The 19,821-nt window shown below is 74.4% G+C and carries 20 protein-coding genes; 14 read left to right on the top strand and 6 right to left on the bottom strand.

Translation table 11 applies throughout. The features are described from left to right. On the bottom strand, window positions 1-377 hold a 377-nt coding region (locus ABEA81_RS35635), incomplete at its 3' end, for a hypothetical protein (protein WP_345611391.1). Between the two features lie 285 nt (window positions 378-662). Between ABEA81_RS35635 and ABEA81_RS35640 the strand changes: the two genes are divergently transcribed. The 9 genes from ABEA81_RS35640 to ABEA81_RS35680 all read left to right on the top strand — a co-directional run bounded on the left by ABEA81_RS35640 (window position 663) and on the right by ABEA81_RS35680 (window position 9,558). Beyond that, complete coding sequence (locus ABEA81_RS35640; protein WP_345611393.1) at window positions 663-2,990, top strand: transglycosylase domain-containing protein; 2,328 nt, start codon at window positions 663-665, stop codon at window positions 2,988-2,990. Window positions 2,991-3,025: 35 nt separating this feature from the next. Beyond that, window positions 3,026-3,268: a hypothetical protein gene (locus tag ABEA81_RS35645; RefSeq protein WP_345611395.1), complete on the top strand. Its 243-nt coding sequence runs from the start codon at window positions 3,026-3,028 to the stop codon at window positions 3,266-3,268. A 41-nt stretch (window positions 3,269-3,309) separates the two neighbouring features. Next, the gene (locus tag ABEA81_RS35650; protein WP_345611397.1) at window positions 3,310-4,428 is read left to right on the top strand and encodes a DUF3500 domain-containing protein; all 1,119 of its coding nucleotides are present in this window, start codon (window positions 3,310-3,312) and stop codon (window positions 4,426-4,428) included. Window positions 4,429-4,605: 177 nt separating this feature from the next. Further along, window positions 4,606-6,063 (top strand): Nramp family divalent metal transporter, encoded by a 1,458-nt coding sequence (locus ABEA81_RS35655; RefSeq protein ID WP_345611399.1) that lies wholly within the window; start codon window positions 4,606-4,608, stop codon window positions 6,061-6,063. Window positions 6,064-6,174: 111 nt separating this feature from the next. Next, entirely contained in the window at window positions 6,175-6,987 is an 813-nt protein-coding gene (locus tag ABEA81_RS35660) for a helix-turn-helix domain-containing protein (protein WP_345611400.1), read from the top strand. 57 nt (window positions 6,988-7,044) lie between these two features. Beyond that, window positions 7,045-7,443, top strand: coding sequence for a VOC family protein (locus tag ABEA81_RS35665; RefSeq protein WP_345611402.1), 399 nt, complete (start codon window positions 7,045-7,047; stop codon window positions 7,441-7,443). Next, window positions 7,440-8,432 (top strand): methyltransferase, encoded by a 993-nt coding sequence (locus ABEA81_RS35670; RefSeq protein WP_345611403.1) that lies wholly within the window; start codon window positions 7,440-7,442, stop codon window positions 8,430-8,432. Before ABEA81_RS35665 ends, ABEA81_RS35670 begins: the two co-directional genes overlap by 4 nt. Further along, window positions 8,429-8,788, top strand: coding sequence for an MmcQ/YjbR family DNA-binding protein (locus ABEA81_RS35675; RefSeq protein ID WP_345611405.1), 360 nt, complete (start codon window positions 8,429-8,431; stop codon window positions 8,786-8,788). Before ABEA81_RS35670 ends, ABEA81_RS35675 begins: the two co-directional genes overlap by 4 nt. Window positions 8,789-8,799: 11 nt before the next feature. Further along, complete coding sequence (locus tag ABEA81_RS35680; RefSeq protein WP_345611407.1) at window positions 8,800-9,558, top strand: alpha/beta fold hydrolase; 759 nt, start codon at window positions 8,800-8,802, stop codon at window positions 9,556-9,558. On the opposite strand, the gene ABEA81_RS35685 is transcribed toward ABEA81_RS35680, so the two are convergent. The 4 genes from ABEA81_RS35685 to ABEA81_RS35700 all read right to left on the bottom strand — a co-directional run bounded on the left by ABEA81_RS35685 (window position 9,555) and on the right by ABEA81_RS35700 (window position 12,373). Further along, complete coding sequence (locus ABEA81_RS35685; RefSeq protein ID WP_345611409.1) at window positions 9,555-10,451, bottom strand: TIGR03619 family F420-dependent LLM class oxidoreductase; 897 nt, start codon at window positions 10,449-10,451, stop codon at window positions 9,555-9,557. The two genes, ABEA81_RS35680 and ABEA81_RS35685, sit on opposite strands and share 4 nt — an antisense overlap. A 5-nt stretch (window positions 10,452-10,456) precedes the next feature. After that, window positions 10,457-10,609 carry a hypothetical protein gene (locus tag ABEA81_RS35690; RefSeq protein ID WP_345611411.1) on the bottom strand — a complete coding sequence of 51 codons (153 nt, stop codon included), beginning with the start codon at window positions 10,607-10,609 and terminating at the stop codon, window positions 10,457-10,459. Window positions 10,610-10,643: 34 nt separating this feature from the next. Then, window positions 10,644-11,843 (bottom strand): MFS transporter, encoded by a 1,200-nt coding sequence (locus ABEA81_RS35695; protein WP_345611412.1) that lies wholly within the window; start codon window positions 11,841-11,843, stop codon window positions 10,644-10,646. Window positions 11,844-12,193: 350 nt separating this feature from the next. Further along, a complete protein-coding gene (locus ABEA81_RS35700) occupies window positions 12,194-12,373 on the bottom strand; it encodes a hypothetical protein (RefSeq protein WP_345611414.1) in 180 nt (59 codons plus the stop codon). Window positions 12,374-12,428: 55 nt separating this feature from the next. Here ABEA81_RS35700 and ABEA81_RS35705 point away from each other — a divergent pair, with 55 nt between their 5' ends. Further along, complete coding sequence (locus ABEA81_RS35705) at window positions 12,429-12,908, top strand: excalibur calcium-binding domain-containing protein (RefSeq protein ID WP_345611416.1); 480 nt, start codon at window positions 12,429-12,431, stop codon at window positions 12,906-12,908. Window positions 12,909-13,177: 269 nt separating this feature from the next. Here the strand turns inward: ABEA81_RS35705 and ABEA81_RS35710 are convergent, their stop codons facing one another. After that, window positions 13,178-15,115 (bottom strand): aconitate hydratase, encoded by a 1,938-nt coding sequence (locus tag ABEA81_RS35710; RefSeq protein ID WP_345611526.1) that lies wholly within the window; start codon window positions 15,113-15,115, stop codon window positions 13,178-13,180. Between the two features lie 71 nt (window positions 15,116-15,186). Between ABEA81_RS35710 and ABEA81_RS35715 the strand changes: the two genes are divergently transcribed. The 4 genes from ABEA81_RS35715 to ABEA81_RS35730 all read left to right on the top strand — a co-directional run bounded on the left by ABEA81_RS35715 (window position 15,187) and on the right by ABEA81_RS35730 (window position 19,757). Then, window positions 15,187-16,344 (top strand): PucR family transcriptional regulator, encoded by a 1,158-nt coding sequence (locus ABEA81_RS35715; RefSeq protein WP_345611417.1) that lies wholly within the window; start codon window positions 15,187-15,189, stop codon window positions 16,342-16,344. 84 nt (window positions 16,345-16,428) lie between these two features. Then, window positions 16,429-17,499 (top strand): pyruvate dehydrogenase (acetyl-transferring) E1 component subunit alpha, encoded by a 1,071-nt coding sequence (gene pdhA / locus ABEA81_RS35720; RefSeq protein ID WP_345611419.1) that lies wholly within the window; start codon window positions 16,429-16,431, stop codon window positions 17,497-17,499. Window positions 17,500-17,519: 20 nt separating this feature from the next. Then, the gene (locus ABEA81_RS35725; protein ID WP_425570799.1) at window positions 17,520-18,503 is read left to right on the top strand and encodes an alpha-ketoacid dehydrogenase subunit beta; all 984 of its coding nucleotides are present in this window, start codon (window positions 17,520-17,522) and stop codon (window positions 18,501-18,503) included. 24 nt (window positions 18,504-18,527) lie between these two features. Continuing rightward, entirely contained in the window at window positions 18,528-19,757 is a 1,230-nt protein-coding gene (locus tag ABEA81_RS35730) for a dihydrolipoamide acetyltransferase family protein (protein ID WP_345611422.1), read from the top strand. The last annotated feature ends 64 nt before the right edge of the window (window positions 19,758-19,821 follow it).

A 19,821-nucleotide genomic window follows, 5' to 3' on the forward strand; every position in this document is an offset into this window, starting at 1 on the left:
GAGGCCAGGCCGCGCCGCACGGCGCCGACGTTCCCGGAGGCGGGGTCGAGGCGCGCGTGCAGCACCACCCCGTCGCACTCGCGCACCACGTGCACGGTGCGGCCGAGCGTCACCACGATGTCCTCCGGCCACTCGCCGCGCCCCCGCGCGAGGGCACCGGCGGCGCGGACGAGCTGCACGAGCGCGGGGACGTCGTCGCCGTCGGCGAGGCCGGCCTCCGCCAGCACCTCGACGCGCTCGACGTCCACGGCGTGCAGCGCCTGCGCTCCCGCCGCCCGCAGGAGCGCGGTCAGCTGGTGTGCGAGCGGTGGCGGGTCGGGCGGTGGATCGGGTGGCACCGCCTCTGGCGAGTGGGGGTCGCGGGGAGCGGGGAGCATCGCCGCAGCATCCCAGCGCCGCCACGGAGCAACCGCCGTCCACCCGCTCGGCGGTGCCCCCGCTGGGCCGACCGGCACCCGTCACCCCTCGTCGGGCGCGGCCGTCCGGCGGAGGCCCGGTCACGCAGGGTGCACGGATCGGCCCGCCGGACCGGACGGGGGTCACGCTGCGCACGCCCATCGGGTGATGTCGCGTCCGCCGCCACACCGCCCCCGCGGGAGCGCCCGTTGGACCCGACGTTCCCCCCGCCCGGCAGGGAGGACCGGCCAGGGGAGGTGGGACGCGTGCACGGAGCCCACCCGAAGCGCTCCACCCGATCCACCGAACCGGGGGTGCGGCGCGCGGGGTTGCCGGTGCAGCGGTCGCGGCGGGACGCCCGCCCATCGGGTGTCGGCTGGTGGCAGCCGCCGAAGCCGCAGCGGCACCGGGCCCATTCACGGACCAGTGCACACGGGCAGGCGCAGGCCAGGACGGGCGAGGACACGGCCCGCCACCGGGCACCGGACGCCACGGACGTGCTGCCGGTCGTCGACGCGCCGGCCCGCGCGGGCCGGCCGTCCCCGCAGGAGCAGCGGCACGCCCGCCGGGTGCGGCTGGCGCGGCGGGCGCTGTTCGGGACCGCGGCGGCCGTGGTGCTCGGGCCGGTGCTCGCGTTCGCGATCGGCTACCTCGTCTTCTCGGTCCCCAACCCGGACGAGGCGGTGAACAACCAGGTCGCGGTGGTCTCGTTCGCCGACGGGAGCCCGCTCACCCGCCTCGTGCCCGAGGAGGGCAACCGGACCAAGGTGCCGCTCGACCAGGTGCCGCTGCACGTGCGCCACGCCGTGCTCGCCGCCGAGGACCGGTCGTTCTACTCCAACCCCGGCTTCGATCTCACCGGCATCATGCGCGCCGCCTGGAACCAGCTGCGCGGCGGCGAGGGCGGCGGCTCGACGATCACGCAGCAGTTCGTCAAGAAGGCGCTCGTCGGCGACGAGCAGACGCTCTGGCGCAAGTACAAGGAGGTCATCCTCGCGGTCAAGATCTCCCAGGAGCGCACGAAGGACGAGATCCTCGCCGACTACCTGAACACGATCTACTTCGGGCGGGGCGCCTACGGCATCCAGTCCGCAGCCCAGGCCTACTTCGGCAAGGGTGCCCAGGACCTCACCCCGGCCGAGGGCGCGCTGCTCGCCGGGCTGATCCAGTCGCCGTCGCGGTGGGACCCGGCGGTGAGCCCGGAGCGGGCGGTCGAGCGCTGGAACTTCGTGCTCGACGGGATGGTCTCGCAGGGCTGGCTCACGCCGGCCGAGCGGGCGGGCGCCCACTTCCCCGAGACGCACGCCCGCCGTTCCCTCGCCCGGGGCGTGCCCACCGACAGCCGCGGCCACATCGTCAGCGCCGTGACCGCGGAGCTGGAGAACCTCGGGTTCACCGAGCAGGACGTCGCGCAGGAGGGCCTGCGGATCACCACGACGGTGGACCCCCGCCGCCAGCAGCAGGTGGTCGACTCGGCGCACGGCGCCCTCGACGGGCAGCCGGTGAACCTGCGCAGCGCGGTGGTGTCGATCGATCCGCAGACCGGGGGCGTGCTCGCCTACTACGGCGGCGACAACGGGCTGGGCCTGGACTACGCGCAGGTGCGCAAGCTCGCCGGGTCGACGTTCAAGCCGTTCGTCGTGCTCGCCGCGCTGCAGCGCGACCCGCCGGTCGGCCTCGGTGAGGTCTTCGACGGCCGGGAGATCCCCGGCCTGCGAAACGCCCCGGGGGCCGACTGCGACGAGTGCGACCTCAAGCAGGCCATGACGGTGTCGAACAACGTCGTCTTCCACAACCTCGCCAAGGAGATCGGGCCCGAGTCCGTCGCCGCCGCGGCGCGCGCCGCGGGCATCACGGCACCGCTGGACAACCCGACCGAGGGCATCGCGCTCGGCAACAAGGAGGTCTCGGCGCTCGAGCTGGCCTCGGCGTACGCGACGATCGCGGCCGGTGGGGTCTGGCGCCAGCCGCACCTCGTGTCGTCCGTCGTGACCGCCGACGACCGGGTGCTCTACCAGGCCTCGATCGAGGGCGAGCGCCGCTTCCCGGAACGGGTGGCGCGAAACGTCGTCGAGGCGATGCTGAACGTCGCCGAGCACGACCACCTCACCCTCCCGCAGGGGCGGCCCGTGGCGGCGAAGACCGGCACCGTCCAGTCCCGCTTCGAGGGCGAGAACAACGACGCCTGGATGGCCGGGTTCACCCCGTCGGTCAGCACCGCGGTGTGGATGGGCACCGACATGAACTCCCCGATCCGCACGGCCCGGGGCCGCCCGATCCAAGGCAGCAGCCTTCCCGGGGACGTCTGGCAGGAGGTCATGTCCGACGCCGTGGCGGGCACCCCCGTCGAGGACTTCCCCCAGTTCCGGCCGATCGGCGAGCCCCCGTCCCCGCTGGGGCCCAACGAGACGCCCGCACCGTCGGCGCCTCCCGCCCCGCCGCCGGAGCCACCCCCGGTCACCCCGGCGCCCACCCCGGCCCCGGACGAGCCGGACGTCACACCGGACGATCCCGAGCGCCCCGGGATCCTCGGCGATCCCGGGGTGGACCGGCCCTCCGACGACGAGGACTGCTCGGTCACACCTTGTGGCTGACGACGGCGGCGCGTTCCCGGGCTACCGTGGTCGGCGTGGCCGCGCACATCAGCGAGCGGACGTTCGAGGTGGTGGCCTGGCTCTCCGAACGGCACCTCGTGCTCTACGTGCCCGAGATCGAGGCAGCCACCACCGCCGCGGCGATGCCGGACGCCGAGGACGCCGCCCGGTCGCTGATCGTCGACCTCACCGGCCTCGACCCGGCGGCAGTGCGGTGCGAGATCCGGCTCGGCCGGGCGCGCGGAGGGCTCGGCGGGCCACCGATGCCGGCCGTCTAGTGCCCGGACACCGGTACACCCGGCCGGGTTAAGGTCGGCCCATGGCACAGGCAGTGACCGACGCGAGTCGCGAGGTGGCGGACCGGATGGCCGAGGCGGCCGCGGCGTGGCTCGACTCCCTCGACCCCACCCAGCGCGAGGTGGCCGCCGGCCCGCCGCCCGGCCGGGACGACGAGGCCGAGACCGAGCGCACGCGCTGGTTCTACACGCCGACCGACCACGGCGGCCTCACCTTCCACCAGCAGCGGCCCGCGCAGCACCGGCTCGTGATGCGGCTGCTCGCGAGCGGCCTGTCGGAGGCCGGGTACACCACCGTCGCCACGGTGCTCGGCCTGGAGAACGTGCTCGACCGCACCGAGGGCTTCACGGTCGACTTCGGGCGGGAGCGGGGCCGCGACCCGGGCCAGTACTACCTGCGGGTCTTCGGCGAGCCGGGTGGTCGGGACCCGTGGGGGTGGCGATTCGGGGGCCACCACGTGTCGCTGCACAACCTCGTGGTGGACGGGCGGGTGGCCGCCAGCACGCCGTGCTTCCTGGGCGCCGACCCCGCCGTGTCGCCGCTGCTCGGCGGAGCCGCGCTGCGGCCGCTCGGGGCGGCCGAGGACCTGGCCCGCGAGCTGGTGCGCTCGCTGCGCCCCGACCTGGCCGCGCGGGCGGTGCTGCTGTCCCGCGCCCCCGACGACATCGTGGGGGCCAACAGCCCCCGGATCGGCAACGGCGTGGACCGCAACGGGCTGTGGCGCCCCGGCCCGCACACGGACCCCCATGCGGCATCCCCGGCCACCGGCCTGCACGGGGCCGACCAGGAGGCCGTGGCGATCACCGCGGAGCCGAAGGGCGTGCCGGGCGCCGAGCTCGACGCCACGCAGCGGGAGCTCCTCCACGCGCTGCTCGGCACCTACCTCGACCGCGTCCCGCCCGGGGTCTCCCCGCTCCCCCGCTACGACGACCCGGCCGCCCTGGATGCCGTGCACGTCGCATGGGCCGGGTCCACCGCGCCGGGGGAGCCGCACTACTACCGGCTGCAGGGCCCACGGCTGCTCGTCGAGTGGGACAACACGCAGCGCAACGTCAACCACGCCCACGCGGTGTGGCGCGACCCGGAGTCGGACTTCGGCCGGGACGTGCTCGCCGCGCACCGCGCCGCCCATCACGCGTGAGAGTGACACCGGCCGGCCGGCGACTCCGGGAGTGAGCGTCCGGGCCGCGCTCGACCTGCGGCGTACCCCGAACGGTGCCTATACTGCGACGCCCCCGGTTCACGGGCAGTAACAGGGCGGCAAACAGGCGGCAAACAGGCGGCACTGTGCGCAATGTGGCGCATCGGAGGTGGCCCCATGGCGGAGCCCAGCACGCAACTGGCATCCGAACTCCCGAGCAGGTACCTGCCCGCGGTCCCGTACAGCGATCTCCCGGAGCCCCGCAGACTGCGGAACTACCTGGGGGCGAGCGTCATCCTCACCGCCACGGCGCTCGGGTCGGGCGAGCTGGTGCTCTGGCCCTACATCAGCACCCAGGTGGGCCTGGGCCTCGTGTGGCTGGCCGTCCTGGGCATCACGATGCAGTACTTCCTCAACATGGAGATCGAGCGCTACACGCTGATCACCGGGGAGACCGCCGTGACGGGCTTCTCCCGGCTGTGGCTGCCCTGGGGCGGGATCATGGTGCTCGGCGCGATCCTGCCCAACGTGTGGCCGGGCTGGGCCTCCAGCGCGGCCACCGAGTTCACGTTCATCTTCGACCTCGACGACTCGAACGTCCCCCTCATCACCACGATCTTCCTACTGGCCATCGGGCTGGCGGTGACCGTGTCGCCGGTGATCTACCAGACGCTCGAGAAGGTGCAGGGCGTGATGGTCGTCCTCATCCTGGTCTTCGTCGTCGCGGCGATCGTCGTCGCCACGAAGGGCAGCGCGTGGGCGAGCACCGTCACCAGCATCCCGCAGGGCGTGGGGGGCCTGCCCACCTCCATCGGCGTGGTGGGCGCGGCGGCGCTGTTCGGCGCGATCGTGTTCGCCGGGGCTGGTGGGGGCAACAACCTCGTGCAGAGCAACTACCTCCGGGACAAGGGGATGGGAATGGGGATCCGCATCCCCAACATCGTCTCGCCGATCACGGGTGAGGAGGTGGCGGCGCCGTCCCTCGGGTACATGACCCCCTCCACCCCGGAGAACGAGCGCCGGTGGCGGCGGTGGTGGGCCATCGCCAACCAGGAGCAACTCATCACGTTCTGGTTCATCGGGGCCCTGCTGCTGGTCGCGTTGCAGGTGCTCGTCGTCTCGATGCTCGGGGTGAACACGAGCCTCGGCACGGGACTGGGCTTCATCCACGCCGAGGGCCGCGAGCTCGCCCGGATCGTCGCCCCCTGGTTCGGCATCGCCTTCTACGTGGCCGGGTTCCTCATCCTGCTCTCCACCAACATCGGCGTGGTGGACTGGGTCAGCCGGCTCACCGCCGACTCGCTGAAGGTGACCTTCCTCAGGGACAGCGGCTTCTGGAGCGAGAGCAAGATCTACATCACCGTCGTGTGGCTGCTGATCATCGCAGGCTCCGGGATCATCTGGACGGGCATCAAGCCGGTCGCGCTGCTGGTCATCTCCGCGACGGGCGGCGGCTTCGTCATGGCCATCTACTCGGTGCTGCTCATCCTGCTCAACCGGAAGGCGCTGCCGGACTTCGCGCGGCTGAAGGGGTGGCGGCTCCCGATCATGGTGCTGATCGCGCTCTTCTACGTCGCCTTCTCGGTGTTCCTGATCTACGAGATGATCACCGCGGGCCCCGCCTCACTGGCGTAGGCGATGGGAACCGTCCGACGGCTCTGGCTGACGCTCCTGTTCGCGATGCTGATCTTCAGCGTGCTCACGTCGGTCGCGTGGGCGCTGGGGCTCCTGACGTAGCCTGGCCGCGTGGACGGGGAGTACGCCCTGGGGCGGCCGCATCCCGCGCTCGCCCGCTACGTGCTGCGCTACCTCGGCTACCGCGAGCAGAGCAGCACGCCGGTGCGCCGTCGGCAGGCGCCTGCGGCATCGTGCACGCTGATCGTCAGCCTCGGCCCGCAGATCCGCCTGCACGGCCCGGCGGGGCCGTCGGTGCCGGCGTCGTTCCTGGCCGGCATGCACGACGGTCCGGTCCTCACCGAGTTCACCGGCCGGCAGTACGGGCTGCAGGTCGACCTCAGCCCCCTCGGCGTCTTCGCGCTGCTCGGCAGGCCGATGCCCGAGCTCACGAACGTGGCCCCGCAGCTCACCGAGCTCGACGTGCCCGAGCTGGCCGGTCTCCCCGCGCGCCTCGCCGACGAGCCCGGCTGGCCCGGCCGCTTCGCACTGGTCGACGACGTGCTGCTGCGCCGGCTCGACGCCTCCGCCGCACGGGCGGACCCGGAGGTGGTGTGGGCGTGGCACCGGCTGCGCCGCAGCGCGGGCCGGGTCGGGGTGCAGGAACTGGCAGCGGGCACCGGCTGGAGCCGCCGCCACCTGCTCACCCGCTTCCGCGCGCAGGTCGGCCTCGGCCCGAAGACCACGGCGCGGGTGCTGCGGTTCCACCGGGCCACCCGGCTGCTGGCCCCGGCCGGCGTCTACGGCGGCCCGCCGCCGGTGGCCGCGCCGTCGATCTCGGACGTCGCCGCAGCCTGCGGGTACGCCGACCACGCCCACCTGGTGCGGGAGTTCCGCGCGCTCGCCGGATGCACGCCGAGCGAGTACCTGAGCGGGTGGAGCTGACCCACCCGTTCCCATTCGTCCAAGCCGCCGCCCGCGCCCGCTCCTACCGTTCTCCGCATGAGCATCTACGTCACGCTCCGCTACGACGACGCCCGCGCGGCGATCGCGTACCTCACCGGAACCCTCGGGCTCGTCGAGCAGCAGGTCCACCAGGCCGACGACGGCTCCGTCGGGCACGCGGAGCTGAGCTTCGGCGACGGCGTGGTCATGCTGGGCACCCGCCGGAGCCGCCCGGACGGCACCCCGGACCGGTTCGACACGGGTCGGGCGGTCGTCTACCTGGCCCTCGACTCCGCCGCCGCGGTCGACGCCCACCACGACCGGGCGGTCGCCGCCGGCGCCGAGGTCGTGCAGGAGCTGGTGGACCAGCCCTACGGGTCGCGGGAGTACGCCGTGCGCGATCCGGAGGGCAACGTCTGGTCGGTCGGCAGCTACCGGCCGGAGGTGAAGCCGTGACCGAGCGGGACCGGGTGGCGGGGCTGGTCTTCGGCTTCTTCCCGGCGCAGGTCGTGCAGACCCTCACCCGGCTCGGCGTGCCCGACGCGCTCGGCGACGGCGCGTTCGACCTCGACGCGCTCGCCGGCCACGCCGGCGCGCACCCGGACGCGCTCGCCCGGCTCCTGCGCGCGGCCGTCGGGCTGGACCTGGTGACCCGGACCGCGGACGGGGCCTACGCGCTCACCCCCGGTGGGCAGCTGCTGCGCACCGGTGTCCCCGGCTCCATCGGCAACCTGTCCCAGCTGTTCTGCGGCGACGCCGTGTGGCGGGCGTGGGGCGAGCTGGAGTGGAGCGTGCGCACCGGCGAGCCGTCGTTCGAGAAGATCACCGGCCGATCGGCCTTCGCGTACTTCGCCGACGAGCCGCGCATGAACGCCGTGTTCACCGAGGCGATGGCCGAGGGCACGCGGATGGCCGCGCCCGGCATCGTCGGCGCCTGCGACCTCACCGGCGTCACCACGCTCGCCGACATCGGCGGCGGCAACGGAACGCTGCTCGCTGCCTTCCTCGACGCGCACCCGCGGCTGCGGGGGATCCTCTTCGACTCCCCGTCCGGCGCCACCGCGACGGTCGTGGGCGAGCGCTGCGAGATCGTCACCGGCGACTTCTTCGCGTCGGTGCCGGCCGCGGACGCGTACGTCGTGAAGAGCGTGATCCACGACTGGGACGACGAGCGCAGCGTCACGATCCTCTCCCGCATCCGGGAGGCGATGCCGGCACCCGGGGTGGTGCTGCTGGTGGAGCCGATCCTCCGCGACGAGCCGGAGGCGCTGCGCGACCAGCGCATGCTCCTGATGAGCGACCTCAACATGCTCGTGGGCCCGGGCGGGCGCGAGCGCACGCAGGATCAGTTCGCGGACCTGCTCACGGCGGCCGGGTTGCGGCTCACGGACGTGACCCCGGCCGCCGGGTCGGGCTACTCGGTCATGCGGGCGGTCCCGGCGTGACGCCGCTGGAGCGGCTGCGCGCGATCTGCACGTCGCTCCCCGAGGTGACCGAGAAGCTGAGCCACGGGGAGCCGGCGTGGTTCGTGCGCAGGACGTTCGTGATGTTCGCCGACCACCACCACGACGACCGCCTCGCGTTCTGGTGCGCCGCGCCGCCCGGCGCCCAGGAGGAACTGGTGGCGGGCGAGCCGGCGCGGTTCTTCCGGCCGCCCTACGTCGGCGGCCGTGGGTGGCTCGGCGTGTACCTCGACGTGCCCGACGTGGACTGGACCGAGATCGAGGAGATCGTCACCGACGCCTACCGGCAGGTGGCCCCGAAGCGCCTGGCGGCCCGGCTCGACGAGCGCGGAGGCTAAGGTCCCTCGGGATGGACCTTCCGCTGGTCGACGTACCCGGGGGCCGCGTCGAGTACGACGACGTGCCCGGCGATCCCGCACTCGCCCCGCTCCTGTTCCTGCACGAGGGCCTCGGCTCGGTCCGGCTGTGGCGCGGCTTCCACCACCGGCTCGCCGCCGCCACCGGCCGCCGCGCGGTGGCGTTCTCCCGCCTCGGCCACGGCGGCTCGGACCTCCCGCCGGGCAAGCGGACCCCGCGGTACATGCACGACGAGGCGGGCGAGGTGGTCCCGGCGGTGCGCGCGGCGCTGGGGCTGGAGCGGGTGGTGCTCGTCGGGCACAGCGACGGCGGCTCCATCGGCCTGCTGCACGCGCGCACACCCGGCGTGGACGGGCTCGTCGTGCTCGCGCCCCACGTGTTCGTCGAGGAGGCCGGCCTGCGCGGGATCGAGCAGGCCCGCCGCGACTACGTCGAGGGCGACCTGCGCAGCCGGATGGCCCGCCACCACCGCGACCCCGACGTCACGTTCTGGAACTGGAACGACGGCTGGCTCGACGACGCCTTCCGGGACTGGGACATCCGCCCGGACCTGGGCGCGATCACCTGCCCGGTGCTGGGCGTGCAGGGCACGGCCGACCCGTACGGCACGGTGGTGCACGTGGAGGCGGTGCGCGATCGCGCAGCCGGGCCGGTGACGCTCTCGGTGCTCGACTGCGGCCACGTCCCGCACCTGGAACGGCCTGCGGAGGTCGATGCGGCGATCACGGAGTTCCTGAGGGGACTGCCCTAGGGACGCAGCGCGCGCAGGATCTCCACGGCCCGCTCGACGCCCGCCACGGGGTCGGCTCCCGGGCTCCCGATGGCGCGGTCGTAGTTCAGGTCGTAGAACAGCTCGGTGACGCCCTGCTCGGCCAGCCACGCCCCGTCCTCGCGGATCTTGTCGTAGGAGCCCGACAGCAGCCGGTCGGCCGGCCCGTCCACGCGTACGACCCCGCGGACGACCACGCGCACCGCGGACGCGTCCTTCCCCGCCTCCTCGGCGCCCGCGCGGACGAGCGCGACGTCGTCGGCGAGCCGGGTGAGGTCGGCGCCGCTGCTGCTGATCCAGCCGTCGGCGATGCGGCCCGCCCGGCGCAGCGCCGCGGGCACCCCGCCGCCGAGCAGCACGGGCGGGCCGGGCCGCTGCACCGGCTTGGGCAGCATCCGGCTCGGCGGCACCGTGTAGAACTCGCCGTCGAACTCGCTGACGTCGTCGGCCCAGAACGTGCGCAGGACGTCGACGTACTCCACGGTCCGCGGTCCCCTGCGCGCCGTGGACGCGCCGGAGGCGGCGAACTCCGCGGGCGACCAGCCCACCCCGAGGCCGAGGTCGAGCCGCCCACCCGAGAGCACGTCGAGGCTCGCCGCCTGCTTGGCCAGGTAGGCCGGCGGGACGAACGGGAGGTTGATCACCCCGATGCCCAGGCGGATCCGCGAGGTCCGGGCCGCGGCGAACGCGAGTGCCGCGACCGGGTCCAGCACGCTGGAGTAGACCGGGTGCAGGTCCTGGTCCACGGCGACGAGGAGCCGTTGCAGCGTCCAGAGGGACGCGTACCCGAGCTCCTCCGCCTCCCCCGCGACCCGCACGAGGTTCTCCGGGGTGGCCCACCCGCCGGAGATCGGGGCTCCCAGACCGATCCGCATGCCGATCACCCTAGGCCGGTGCCGGGGGCGAGCTCTGCCGCCGCCAGCAGGTCGAGCGCCGTCGCGACCGCTTCCGGGTGCGGCGGGAGCAGCGGCAGCCGCACGTCCGGCGCGGCGACCCGCCCCCGCGCGTGCAGCACGGCCTTGATCACCGACACCCGAGAGCTGCATGCCCGACAGCGTCACGGCCGGTCAGCGACGCGGCACGGTGCCGGTGGCGAGCAGAGCGGCCACCGCCGCAACACCCGCGAGCAGGACGAACACCGCGGGGTAGCCGCCGAGGACCTCGGACAGCGCGGCCCCCGCCCACGGCCCGAGCGCGGTGGCGACCATCGCGGGCGCGAGCAGCAGCCCGTTCAGGCGACCGTAGTGCGACGCGCCCCAGCGATCGCTGACGGCGGTGGCCTGCAGCAGCGTGAACACGCCGCGGGCCGCACCCGCGAGCATCGCGGCGGCGACCAGCACGACGGCGGGTCCGGGGAGCAGCGCGAGCAGCCCGGTGGCGGCCGCGAGGGCGCCGAGGACGAGTACCGAACGCGCCCGCACCCCGGTGCGGCCGGTCAGCGTCGTGTAGCCGAGCCGGCCCATCATCTGGCCGAGCCCGCCGAGCCCCAGCGCCCACGCCGCCTCCGTGGTGGACAGCCCGCGCTCGATGAGCAGCGGCACCTGGTTCACCACCACGGCGAACGCGGCGAACGTGCCGAGGGCGATCGCCGGGACGAGCAGCAGGAACGGCCGGCTGCGTGCGACGGCGTTCGGGGCGCGGTCGTGCGCGCCCGGCCCGCCGGAGGGTTCCGGCGCGGGCCACGGCCCACGCAGCCCGAACAGGTGCGCGGGCACCGTCACGACCGCGAGTACGGCGGCGAGGACGAGGTAGGACTGCCGCCAGCTCAGGTGCGCCACGAGCGCCGCGGTGACCGGCGCGAAGATCGTGCTCGCCAGGCCGGCCAGCAGGGTGAGCGCGGTCAGCGCGGTGACCCGGCGCGGCCCCCACCACCGGGTCAACGCGGCGAACGCGGGCGGGTAGAGCACGCCCGCCATGGCCAGCCCGGCGACCGTCCACGCCACGAAGAACCACCCGACCGTGGGTGCGGTGGCGATCCCGACCACGGCCGGCACGGCGATCACCGATCCGGCCGTCATCACCCGGCGCGGGCCGAACCGGTCCAGCCAGCGCCCCACGGGTATCCCCGCCAGCGCCGCGACCGTCAGCCCCAGGGAGAACGCCGCCGTCACCGTGCCGACGGACCAGCCGGTCTCGGCCACCATCGCCGGGGCGAGCACCGGGAACGCGTAGTAGAGCACCCCCCAGCTGACGATCTCGGTGCCGCACAGCACCGCCAGCACCCGGCGCAGCCCCCTCCTGCCGAGCGTGCCGGCGTCCGCAGTCACCCGTTCAGGCTGCACCGGCCGTCGGCGGCGTGCAGCGTGGACGTCGACCGGGTCGGAGGGGTTGCCGATCGTCGCCTCCGGCGGGGCCGGCCACGGGCGGTGTTCATGTCACGTTTTCGAGCTGATTGCCTTCCCCGCCGCGTTCCGCGGAACGCACCGGAGAGGACCGGGACCACGGAGCCGGCGTCACCCGAAATGCACACATCCGGTCGCTAACCGGCGGGCCGGCACGTCTGTAACGACTCCCCGACGGCACGCGAAGAAGCAGTCGGCTGCCACGTCAGGCACCCGCACCGAGGCCAGGCCACCGCATCGTCGGCCGGCCGCGCGCCGCCCCTTCCGGGCGGGACTCACCCCACTCCCGAGAATCGATGGATCGTGCCCAAGCCTGCGAAAATCGCGTTCAGCATCTTCGGAACAATCGTCGCGATCATCGTCATCGTCGGTATCGCCCAGCCCGGGGATACGGCCACGACCGCGGCTCCGGGCACGGTCACCTCGACGCGCGCGACCGCCACCCCGAGCGCCACGCCCGCTCCGACGACGACCGCCGCGCCCGTTCCCCTCGCTGGGGACGACCGCTTCGTGGCCGACGTGCTCGGCGCGGGCGAGCTTCTCGGCGTCGGCAACGCGATCTGCGAGTCGATCGGTGCGCCGGGCGTCACCCACGCGGGCCTCGTGGCGGAGCTCGGCACGCCGAAGTGGGGGACGGCGGTCGCCGAGGTCGTGGTCGCCGCGGCCGAGGCGGACCTGTGCCCGCAGCGGCGCTACGCGGTGCCGGCGGCCCCCCTGCCCCAGGTGGCACCGGCGCCGTCTGCCCCGGCGACTCCGGCGGCTCCGGCGGCTCCGGCGGCGGAGCCCGAACCGGCGCCGGCGCCGCGGCCGCAAGCCGTTGTGCAGCAGCCCGCACCGAGGAGCGAGCCCGTGCGGGAGGAGCCGTCGTCCGCCGCGTACTTCAAGAACTGCGCCGCGGCCCGGGCCGCAGGCGCCGCACCGCTGCACCGTGGCGACCCCGGGTACCGCGCCGGGCTCGACCGCGACGACGACGGCGTCGCCTGCGAGTGACGCCGACGGCCTGGGCGGGTGATCGGTCGCGTAACCCACCCGGCCCGGGGGTAGGCGACGGGCATGAACACCGCAGGCATCAACACCGCAGGCATCAACGCAACCGAGCCACCCCCGGTGCCACCGACCCCACCTCCCGGCCCGGAGCCCACGCCGCCGCTGCCAGGGCCGGAACCGGCGCCCAACCCGGCTCCGGACCCCGCCCCGCCGGTGCCCGGACCCCCGCCCGGCCCCGGCCCCGTCGACCCCAGCACGTAGGCGAGGCCGCCCTACCGTTGCTGCGCGAGCTGGCGGATGCGCCCGCCGGCCAGCACGGTCTCGACCTGACGTGGCGAGAGCCGGTGGGTCGCGGTGAAGGCGCGGTCGCCGCAGCGGACGGTCAGCCGTGCCGACCCCGGCAGCGTCGCGTGCAGGTCGCGCAGGTGCAGCACGTCGCCGGCGCGGATCGGCTCGAGGTCGGTTGCGTCGGCGGTGAGCGGCAGCACGCCGAAGTTCACCAGGTTCTGCCAGTGGATGCGCGCGAACGACTGCGCGATCACCACCGCCAGCCCCAGGTGGCGGGGCGTGATGGCGGCGTGCTCGCGTGACGAGCCCTGCCCGTAGTTGCGCCCGCCCACCACGGCGTGCGCGCCCACATCCCGGGCGCGGGCCGGGTAGCTCTCGTCGACCGGGGTGAACGCGAAGTCCGCGAGCTTCGGGATGTTGGAGCGGTAGGGCAGGGCGCGGGCCCCGGCCGGTGAGATCTCGTCGGTGGAGACGTCGTCGCCGAGCACGAGCACGACGGGCAGGTCCAGCGCGTCGGGCAGCGGCTCCAGCTCGGGCAGCGCGGAGATGTTGGGGCCGCGCACGAGCTCCACGGCGGCCGCCTGGTCGGCCGGCAGGGGTGCCACGAGCATCGCGGTGTTCACCGAGGCGCGTTCCGGAAGCCGCAGGTCCGGCCGCCCGAGGCCGTGCTCGCGGGCGAAGGCGCGGGGGTCGGTGATCACGCCGGTCAGGGCGGACGCGGCCGCCGTCTCCGGGGAGCACAGCCACACCGCGTCGTCGGCGGTGCCGGAGCGGCCCGGGAAGTTGCGGGGGAAGGTGCGCAGCGAGTTCTGCCCCGATGCCGGGGCCTGGCCCATCCCGATGCAGCCCAGGCACCCCGTCTGGTGGATCCGGGCGCCGGCCGCGATCAGCCGGAAGGTCGCGCCCGACCGGGTCAGGTCGGAGAAGATCTCCCGGGACGACGGGTTCACGTCGAAGCTCACCGACTCGGGCGTCTGCCGGCCGTCGACCATGGCGGCGGCGACCGCGTAGTCGCGCAGGCCCGGGTTGGCCGAGGACCCGATGACGACCTGGTGCACCGGCTCACCCTCGCACTCGCGCACCGGCACGACGTTGCCCGGCGAGGACGGGCGGGCGATCAACGGTTCGAGGCTCGAGAGGTCGATCTCGTCGGTGACGTCGTAGGTCGCTGCGGGGTCGGCGGAGATCGGGCGGAAGGCGTCCGCCCGCCCCTCGGAGCGCAGGAACGCCGCCACGGCATCGTCGGCGGGGAACACCGTGGTCGTGGCCCCGAGCTCGGCGCCCATGTTGGCGATGACGTGGCGGTCCATCGCCGAGAGCCCGGCGAGGCCCGGCCCGTGGTACTCGATCACGCGGTCCACGCCGCCGTCGACGCCGTGCCTGCGCAGCATCTCCAGCACCACGTCCTTCGCCGACACCCACTCGGGGAGCTCGCCCAGCAGCCGCACGCCCCAGATCTGCGGCATGCGGATGTAGAGCGGTTCGCCCGCGATCGCCATCGCCACCTCGAGCCCGCCGACGCCGATGGCCAGCATGCCCAGCGACCCCGCGGCGCAGGTGTGGGAGTCCGAGCCGACGAGGGTAGCACCGGGGACGCCGAAGCGCTGCATGTGGGTGGGGTGCGAGACCCCGTTGCCGGGCTTGGAGTACCACAGGCCGTAGCGGGCGGCGGCGGAGCGCAGGAACGCGTGGTCCTCGGCGTTGCGCTCGTCGGCCTGCAGAAGGTTGTGGTCGACGTACTGGACGCTCGCGTCGGTGCGCGCGCGGTCCAGCCCGATCGCCTCGAGCTCCTGCATCACCAGGGTGCCGGTGGCGTCCTGCGTCAGCGTCTGGTCGATGCGGAGCGCGATCTCCTCCCCTGCGACCGGATCGCCGTCGACCAGGTGATCGTCGATCAGCTTCCGGGCCACCGTCCGCGCCACCATGCCGCCCGCGTACCCGGTGGGCGCCGCCTCAGACGTGGCCGCGGGGCCGGTCGGTACCGTCCGACCTCGTGGAGGCCCCGCTGCCGACGATCGCGACCGCATGGCTGCCCGACGTCGACGTGCTGACCGACCGCCTCGTCACCGCGGTCTTCACCGACCACCCGGCGTGGACCGACTACCGCAGCGTGCCGCCCGAGGACCTGCGGGACGGGTGCCGCCGGTACCTCACGCGGGTGCTGCGCCTGCTCGCGGCGGGCCAGCCCGGCAACACGGAGGACGACCCGGTCGCCGCGGAGATCGGCCGGCAGCGGGCCGAGCAGGGCGTGCCGCTCGAGGTGATGCTGCGGACGTTCCGGCTGGGCGGCCGGGTCGTCTGGGAGGCGCTCCTCGAGCGCACCGACGGCGTGCCGCCCGCGGATCTCGGCGCCGCCGCCACCGCGATGTGGACGGTGGTGGACGGCCTGTCCTCGGCCCTGTCCACCTCCTACCGCCGGACCGAGGCCGACCAGCTGCGGCGCGACGACCAGCGCCGCCACGCGCTGCTGGAGGAGGTCGTGGCAGGCGGCACCACCGGGCAGCGGGTGGCCGACCGGCTCGACCTGCCGCTCGGCGGCGACTACCTCGTGGTGGTCACCGACCTCGAGCCGGACGGCGTGGCCGCGCTGCCCGGCCCGCAGACGGCGCTGTCCGCGCTCGGGGTCCGGTCGGTCTGGCACCTGCGCACCGACACCCTCGTCGGGCTGGTGCCCCTGGAGGGTCACGACGCGCGGTTCGTGCTCACCCGGCTCGACTCGCTCGCCCGGGGCCGGGCCGCGGCCGCCACCACCGCCGACGGCCTCGCCGGCGTGGCGACCGCCCACCGGCTCGCGGTGCTCGCCTTGGGCACCTTGCCCAGGGGTGCCGCCGCGGTCGTCCGGATCGAGGACCGCTACCCCGAGGCGCTGCTCATGCGGTCCCCCGAGCTGCGCAGGCGGCTCGTGGAAGGCTGGCTCGGACCTGTGCTGCGCCTGCCGGCGCGGGAGCGGGACGTGCTGCTCGAGACGCTGACGGCCTGGCTGGAAGCCGACCGGTCGGCCGGTGTCGCCGCGGAGCGGCTGTACTGCCACCGCAACACGGTGCTCAACCGGCTGCAGCGGGCCTCCGCGCTCGTCGGGCACCCGCTGACCGGGCGGCAGGCCTACGTCGAGCTGTCGCTCGCGCTCTCCGCGCTCGAGCTCCCGGACTGAATTGGGCAAAGTGCCCAACTCGAGGGGGCGGGTGCTGGGCGTCGGATCATGGTGCCGGGGTCCTCGCTCCGCGAGGCTGGCGGCGTGGCAGCAACGACGCCCAGGAGCAGAGCCGGCCGGGCCGGGAAGCAGGCGAGCCCGCTCGCCGCGGAGGACCCCGACGTGCTGCGGGACTGGTTCCGCCAGATGGTTCTCGTCCGCCGCTTCGAGGAGCGCGCATCCCAGGGGTACACGCGCGCGGAGATCGGCGGCTACTGCCACCTGAACCTCGGCGAGGAGGCCACCGTCGTCGGCCTGCTCGCCGCGATGCGCCCCGACGACTACCTGTTCACCAACTACCGCGAGCACGGCTACGCGATCGCGAAGGGCATCGCGCCCGGCCGGGTGATGGCCGAGCTCTACGGGCGCACCACCGGCACCTCCAAGGGCTGGGGCGGCTCGATGCACCTGTTCGACGCCGACGCGCGGATGCTCGGCGGGTACGGCATCGTCGGCGGCCAGGTCCCGCTCGCCACGGGCGCCGCGCTCGCGATCGACCACCGCGGCGGCGACGAGGTCGTGGTCTGCCAGATGGGCGACGGCACCACCAACATCGGGGCCTTCCACGAGTCGCTCAACATCGCCGCGCTGTGGAACCTGCCGATCGTCTACGTCGTGGTCAACAACGGCCTCGGCATGGGCACCACGGTCGAGAGGTCGTCGGCCGAGCCGGAGCTGCACAAGCGCGCGGCCGCCTACCGCATGCACGGCGAGCGCGTGGACGGCAACGACGTGCTCGCCGTGCGGGACGCCGCGCGCCGCCTCGTCGAGCGGGCGCGGATCGAGGGGAAGCCCGCCCTGCTGGAGTCGCTGAGCTCGCGCCTCAAGGGCCACTCGGTCGTCGATCCGGCGCGCTACCGCACGTCCTCCGACGTCGAGGCCGCCCGCGCCGCCGACCCGATCGCCCGGTTCCGCGCCGAGCTGCTCGCGGCCGGGATCGCCGACGAGGAAGGGCTCACGGCGCTGGAGGCGCAGGCCCGCACCGAGGCCGACGATGCGGTCACCTTCGCGGCCGCGAGCCCGCACCCGGACGTCTCGACGCTGTTCGACCACACCTACGCCACGCCGGTCGCGAACGAGTCGCGCCGGCTGCCGGCGGACGCCCTCTACCGCTGAGGAACCACACCGTGCCCGTCATGACCTACCGCGAGGCCCTGCGCAGCACCCTGCGCGAGGAGCTGCTGCGCGACGACGACGTCCTGCTCATCGGCGAGGAGATCGGCGTCTTCGAGGGTTCGTACAAGATCACCGCCGGGCTGCTCGGCGAGTTCGGCGAGAAGCGCGTGCGCGACACCCCGATCTCCGAGGAGGGCTTCGTCGGCGCCGCGATCGGCGCGGCGATGCTGGGGCTGCGCCCGGTCGTCGAGATCATGACGATCAACTTCTCGCTGGTCGCGCTGGACCAGATCGTCAACCACGCGGCCAAGATCTACGGGATGTTCGGCGGCCAGACGCCGGTGCCGATGGTCATCCGCACCCCCGGCGGGGGCGGCCAGCAGCTCGGCGCGACGCACTCGCAGAACATCGAGCTGTACTACGCGTTCGTACCCGGGCTCAAGGTGGTGGCGCCCAGCACGCCCGCGGACGCGAAGGCGCTGCTGCGCGCCGCCATCCGCGACGACGACCCGGTGCTGTTCCTGGAGAACCTGGCCCTCTACAACACCACGGGCGAGGTGCCCGACGACCTGCCGCCCGCCGAGATCGGCCGGGCCGCGGTGACGCGTGAAGGCAGCGACGTCACGATCGTCGGCTACTCGCGGATGGCCGCCGTGGCCGCGGACGTCGCCGACCGGCTGGCCGAGGAGGGGATCTCCGCCGAGGTCGTGGACCTGCGCAGCCTGCGGCCGCTCGACCGGGACACGATCGTGGCCTCGGTGCGCAGGACCGGCTGCGCCGTGGTGGCCGAGGACGACTGGCTCACCTACGGCATCGGCGCCGAGATCGCCGCGACGATCTCCGAGGGCGCGTTCGACCACCTCGACGCCCCCGTGCGCCGGGTGGCCGCCGCCGAGGTGCCGCTGCCGTACGCCAAGCCGCTCGAACAGGCCGCGCTGCCCTCGGCCGACTCGCTGCTGACCGCTGTGCGGGAGACCCTCGCCGCCGTCGGCCGGCTCCCCTGAGAAATCGGCCCGGGAGGACCACCGATGCCCGAGATCACCATGCCCCGCCTCTCCGACACGATGGAGTCGGGCGTCATCGCGGCATGGCACAAGCACGTCGGGGACCCCGTCACCGCGGGCGACGTCATCGCCGACATCGAGACCGACAAGGCGATCATGGAGCTGGAGGCGTACGACGACGGCGTGCTCGAGCGCATCATCGTGCCCGAGGGCGGGAGCGCCCCGATCGGCGCGCCCATCGGCCTGCTGGGGGACGGCACGGGCGCCCCGGAGCCGGTGGCCGAGGAGCCCCCTGCCCCCGCCGCCGCGCCGGAGCGGGCCCCGGCCCCCGGCGCGCCGCCCATCCCGCCCCGCGAGGGGCGCCCGCCGGCCTCCCCGCTGGCCCGCAGGCTCGCCCGCGACCTCGGCGTCGACCTGGGAGGCGTGCAGGGCAGCGGTCCGAACGGCCGGATCATCCGCGCCGACATCGAGGCGGCCGCCGCGTCCGCGGAGCCCGCGCCGGCACCGGCAGCGCCCCCGGCCGCCGAAACCGAGGACGTCGCGACCGAGGACGTCGCGACCGAGGACGTCGAGGTGCTGCCGCTGCCGCGGATGCAGCGGGTCGCCGCCGAGCGCCTCACGCGCAGCAAGCAGGAGGCGCCGCACATCTACCTGACGCGCTCCGTCGACGTCACCGACCTGCTCGCGCTGCGCGCCACCCTCAACGAGGCCATGGTCGCCGCGGGCGGGCCGAAGGTCAGCGTGAACGACCTCGTCGTCAAGGCGGTGGCCGGCGCGCTGCGCGGCCATCCCGAGATCAACGTCTCCTACGCGGGCGACACGGTGCGCCGGCACCGCCGGGTGCACGTGGGGGTGGCCGTGGCGGTCGAGTCGGGCCTGCTCGTGCCGGTCGTGCACGACGCCGACCGCATGAGCGTCTCGGAGATCGCCGCGCGGACGCGCGAGCTGTCGGTCAAGGCGCGGGAGCGCAAGCTCCGGCCCGAGGAGATGAGCGGCGGCACGTTCACGGTCTCGAACCTCGGGATGTACGGCATCGAGCAGTTCACGGCCGTCATCAACCCGCCGGAGGCGGCCATCCTCGCCGTCGGCGCCGCCACGGAGGAGCTGCGGCCCCGGGACGGCGTCCCGGTCGTGCGGTCGATCATGCGGGTGACGATGTCCTGCGACCACCGCGTCGTCGACGGCGCCACCGGCGCCCGCTTCCTGCAGGCCCTGACGGCGCTGCTGGAGGCCCCGCTGCGCATCCTGGCCTGACCGCCCGGCGGGATGGCCCGGCGGGATGGCACTGCCGAACCGCGCGCACCGCCGTACCCTGGTC

It is taken from the genome of Pseudonocardia adelaidensis, from assembly GCF_039543345.1.
GTDB classification, from domain to species: Bacteria; Actinomycetota; Actinomycetes; order Mycobacteriales; family Pseudonocardiaceae; genus Pseudonocardia; species Pseudonocardia adelaidensis.